The sequence below is a fragment of the Streptomyces sp. CO7 genome (genome assembly GCF_053474865.1).
On record NZ_JBRIOU010000002.1, the window covers coordinates 507611 to 511161 of the forward strand.

3 protein-coding genes are annotated in these 3551 nt (G+C 74.2%); 2 read left to right on the plus strand and 1 reads right to left on the minus strand.

The window, feature by feature from the left end:
• Nucleotides 1-58: 58 nt before the first annotated feature.
• Nucleotides 59-877 carry an NAD-dependent epimerase/dehydratase family protein gene (locus ACOV8S_RS04230; protein ID WP_448316173.1) on the minus strand — a complete coding sequence of 273 codons (819 nt, stop codon included), beginning with the start codon at nucleotides 875-877 and terminating at the stop codon, nucleotides 59-61.
• A gap of 271 nt (nucleotides 878-1148) precedes the next feature.
• Between ACOV8S_RS04230 and ACOV8S_RS04235 the strand changes: the two genes are divergently transcribed.
• Nucleotides 1149-2096, plus strand: a complete 948-nt coding sequence (locus ACOV8S_RS04235) for a 5-dehydro-4-deoxyglucarate dehydratase (protein ID WP_448316174.1) — start codon at nucleotides 1149-1151, stop codon at nucleotides 2094-2096.
• Complete coding sequence (locus tag ACOV8S_RS04240) at nucleotides 2093-3283, plus strand: hypothetical protein (protein ID WP_448316175.1); 1191 nt, start codon at nucleotides 2093-2095, stop codon at nucleotides 3281-3283. Before ACOV8S_RS04235 ends, ACOV8S_RS04240 begins: the two co-directional genes overlap by 4 nt.
• Nucleotides 3284-3551 lie beyond the last annotated feature (268 nt).

The window sequence follows — 3551 nt, forward strand, 5'->3', positions numbered from 1 at the left end:
GGACCGGGGTGGGCGGCGCGGTGCCGTGCGGCGCGCCGGCGGTGCCGTGCGGCTCCGGTCAGTGCGGCCAGATGGGCGGGTTGGTGGTGAAGTGCCCACCGAGCAACCCCTGTTCGGGCTTGGAGCGGTCGAGTTCGCCCTGCTCGGCGATGAGCTTCGCCGCGTACGGCTCGGAGTCGTCCTGCGGCTCGTACCCGAGCGCGCGTGCCGAGGAGAGGTCCCACCACAGACGGGTGTTGGCGGAACTCCCGTAGACGACCGTGTGGCCGACGCCCTCCGCGGTCAGCGCCGCGTGGAAGAGCCGCGCGGCGTCGGCCGGGCTCATCCAGATCGACAGCATCCGCACGGTCGTGGGCTCGGGGAAGCAGGAGCCGATGCGGACGGACACCGTCTCCAGCCCGTGCCGGTCCCAGTAGAGCTGCGCCAGGTCCTCGTCGAACGCCTTGGAGAGGCCGTAGAAGGTGTCGGGGCGGCGCGGGGTGTCCACCGGGATCAGCGGTTCGCCCTCGGCCGGGGCCGGGGTGTAGCCGACGGCGTGGTTGCTGGAGGCGAGGACGACACGCCCGACGCCCTCCTCGCGGGCCGCCTCGTAGAGGTGGTAGGTGCCCTCGATGTTGGCGCGCAGGATCTTCTCGAAGGACGACTCCAGCGAGATGCCCGCGAGGTGGAGGACGGCGTCCACGCCGCGCACCGCCTCGCGCAGCGCCGCCCGGTCGGCCAGGTCCGCGGTGATCACCTCCTCGGTGTCCCGCGCCCCCTCCACGGGCATGACGTCGAACAGCCGCAGGCTGTACCCGTAGGAGGGAAGCAACTCCCGCATGAGGGTGCCGAGTCCGCCCGCGGCGCCGGTGAGCAGGAGGGTGCGGGGAGCGGGCATGGCGTTTCTCCTCGAGTCTGGCGGGCGGTGCCGGCGCCCGGGAATGGACGGGACCGGATCCGCATCCGTGGACGCTGTTCAGGGTCGTGCGCACGCTAAGGAGGTGTCCGACGTGGCGTCAAGTGTGTGTTTACGCGTCTTGACCGGGAATGGCGGCTGCCTTAGCGTGACCAGCGTTCAGAAATGTAAACGCCAGTCAGATCCATGACCACCCGCATGTACGCGCTTCACCTGCACACCGGCGCGTCGCCGTCCGAGTCCAGGGAGTCCCGTGACCACGACCTCACCCCCGCTCAGCGCCCGGCTCGACGGCGTGCTGTTCTTCCCCGTCACCGCGTACGGGCCCGACGGGTCCGTCGACACCGACGCGTTGCGCGCGCACGTGCGCGACGGCATCGACGCCGGCGCCGCGGCCGTCTTCGCGTGCTGCGGCACCGGCGAGTTCCACGCCCTGACGCTCGAGGAGTTCCGGCTCTGCGTCGCCGCGACGGTCGCCGAGGCGGCGGGGCGGGTGCCGGTCTTCGCGGGCGCCGGCTACGGCACCGCGCTCGCCGTCCAGTACGCCCGCGCGGCCGAGGAGGCGGGCGCCGACGGACTGCTCGCCATGCCCCCGTACCTGGTCGTCGCCGACCAGGAGGGGCTGCTCGCGCACTACACCGCCCTCGCCGACGCCACCCCCCTCGACGTCATCGTCTACCAACGCGACAACGCGGTGTTCGCCCCCAAGACGGTGGCCCGGCTCGCCCGCCACCCGCGGATCGTCGGCCTGAAGGACGGCCTCGGCGACCTCGACCTCGTCCAGCGGATCGTCAGCGCCGTGCGCACCGAACTGCCCGGTTCGGACTTCCTCTACTTCAACGGGCTTCCCACGGCCGAGCTCACCGCGCTCGCCTACCGCGGCGTCGGCGTCACGCTCTACTCCTCCGCGGCCTTCTGCTTCGCCCCGGAGATCGCCGTCGCCTTCCACCGGGCGCTCACCACCGGCGACGACGCGACCGCCGACCGTCTCATCGACGGCTTCTACCGCCCCCTGGTCGAACTGCGTTCCCGGGGACGCGGTTACGCCGTCTCCCTCGTCAAGGCGGGCGTGCGGCTGCGCGGGGGGAAGGTCGGCGAGGTGCGTCCGCCGCTGAGCGAACCGGCCGCCGAGCACGTCGAGGAACTCGGCCGCATCCTCGAGCGCGGGTACGCGCTGCTGCCCGAGGGGGGTGCGGCGTGAGGGCCTCCGCCTTCCTGTACCCCTGGGACGTCGTCGGCGACCCGAAGGCCGCCGCCCGCACCGCCGCGCTCGGTGTGCGGCAGGTGACGCTCGCCTCCGCCTACCACTCCACGCGCGCGGTGACGCCCCGGCATCCCGCCCACCGGATCGTCACCGCCGAGCACGCCGCGGTGCTCTACCCGCCCGACGCCGGACGCTGGGAGGGCCGTGAACTGCGGCCCCATCCCGCGGGCGACTGGGCGCCGGCCGGGAAGGACCCCTTCGGGCAGGCCGCCGCGGCGCTCACCGACGCCGGCCTGGAGGTGCACAGTTGGGTGGTGCTCGCCCACAACTCCCGCCTGGGGTCCGAGCATCCGGACATCGGCGTGGTCAACGCCTACGGAGACCGCTACCCGTGGGCCCCGTGCATCGCCCGGCCCGCGGTACGCGAGTACCTCGCCTCCCTCGCCGCCGAGGCGGCCGTCCGCCCCGGTGCGGCGGGCACCGAACTGGAGTCCTGCGGCTGGTACGGCTTCGCCCACCTGCACGCCCACGACAAGGTCGGCGGGGTGGTGCTCGGCGACGCGACCCAGTACCTGATGTCGCTGTGCTTCTGCCCCGACTGCCGTGACGGGTACGCCGGCCAGGGGTGGGACGCCCGCGAACTGGCGGCGCACGTACGGCGCGCGCTGGAACCCGTATGGGCGGTGGGCGGTTCGCAGGCCACCGGGTGGCCCGCCGTGGAGAGACTGCTCGGCTCCGGCCCGGCCGCGGCGACCCTCGCCTGGCGCGTCCAGGCCGCGCGTGCCCTGCAGGAGGCCACCGTCGGGGCGGTGCGGGCCGCCGCGCCGCCCGGCTTCCGGGTCCTGCTGCACGCCGACCCGGCGCCGTACCGCTGCGGGGCCAACGCGGGGGTCGACGCGGGGCACGTGCTGGGCCTCGCGGACGGTGTCGTCCTGCCCTGCACGGGGAGCACCGCGTCCCGGGAGGCGGTCCTCGGCCCCTTCGCGCCGCACCGGCGTGAGGGCGCCGTGCTGGCGGCGAACCTCACGGTGGTCTCCGGCATGGGCGGCAGCCCCGGCACGCTCGCCGCGGACGCCGCCCACGCGGCCTCACTGGGCGCCACGGAACTGCGCCTCTACCATGCGGGGCTCGCCTCCGACCCTGACCTGCGCGTCGTCACGGAACAGCTCGCCGAACTCGGCTGACCCGACGCGTACGTCACCGGCGCCCCAGGCCCAGGGGGCGCCGGCCGCCGCCCTGAGCTCGATCGCCGCGTCCGGGCCCGGCCGTCGCGCCTGAGCTCGATGGCCGCCCCTGGGCCCAACTGCCGTGCCTGAGACCGACGGTCGTCCAGAAGCCCGATCCCCGCCCCTGAGTCCGACCGCCGTCCCGGATACCGATCGCTGCGTCTGGGCCCGGCCGTCGCGCCTGAGTCCGATCGCCGCCCCTGGGCCCAACTGCCGTGCCTGAGAC

Bases quoted from the DNA above. Each gene is read 5' to 3' on its own strand.
- ACOV8S_RS04230 (WP_448316173.1), bottom strand. From the start codon at position 877: ATGCCCGCTCCCCGCACCCTCCTGCTCACCGGCGCCGCGGGCGGACTC.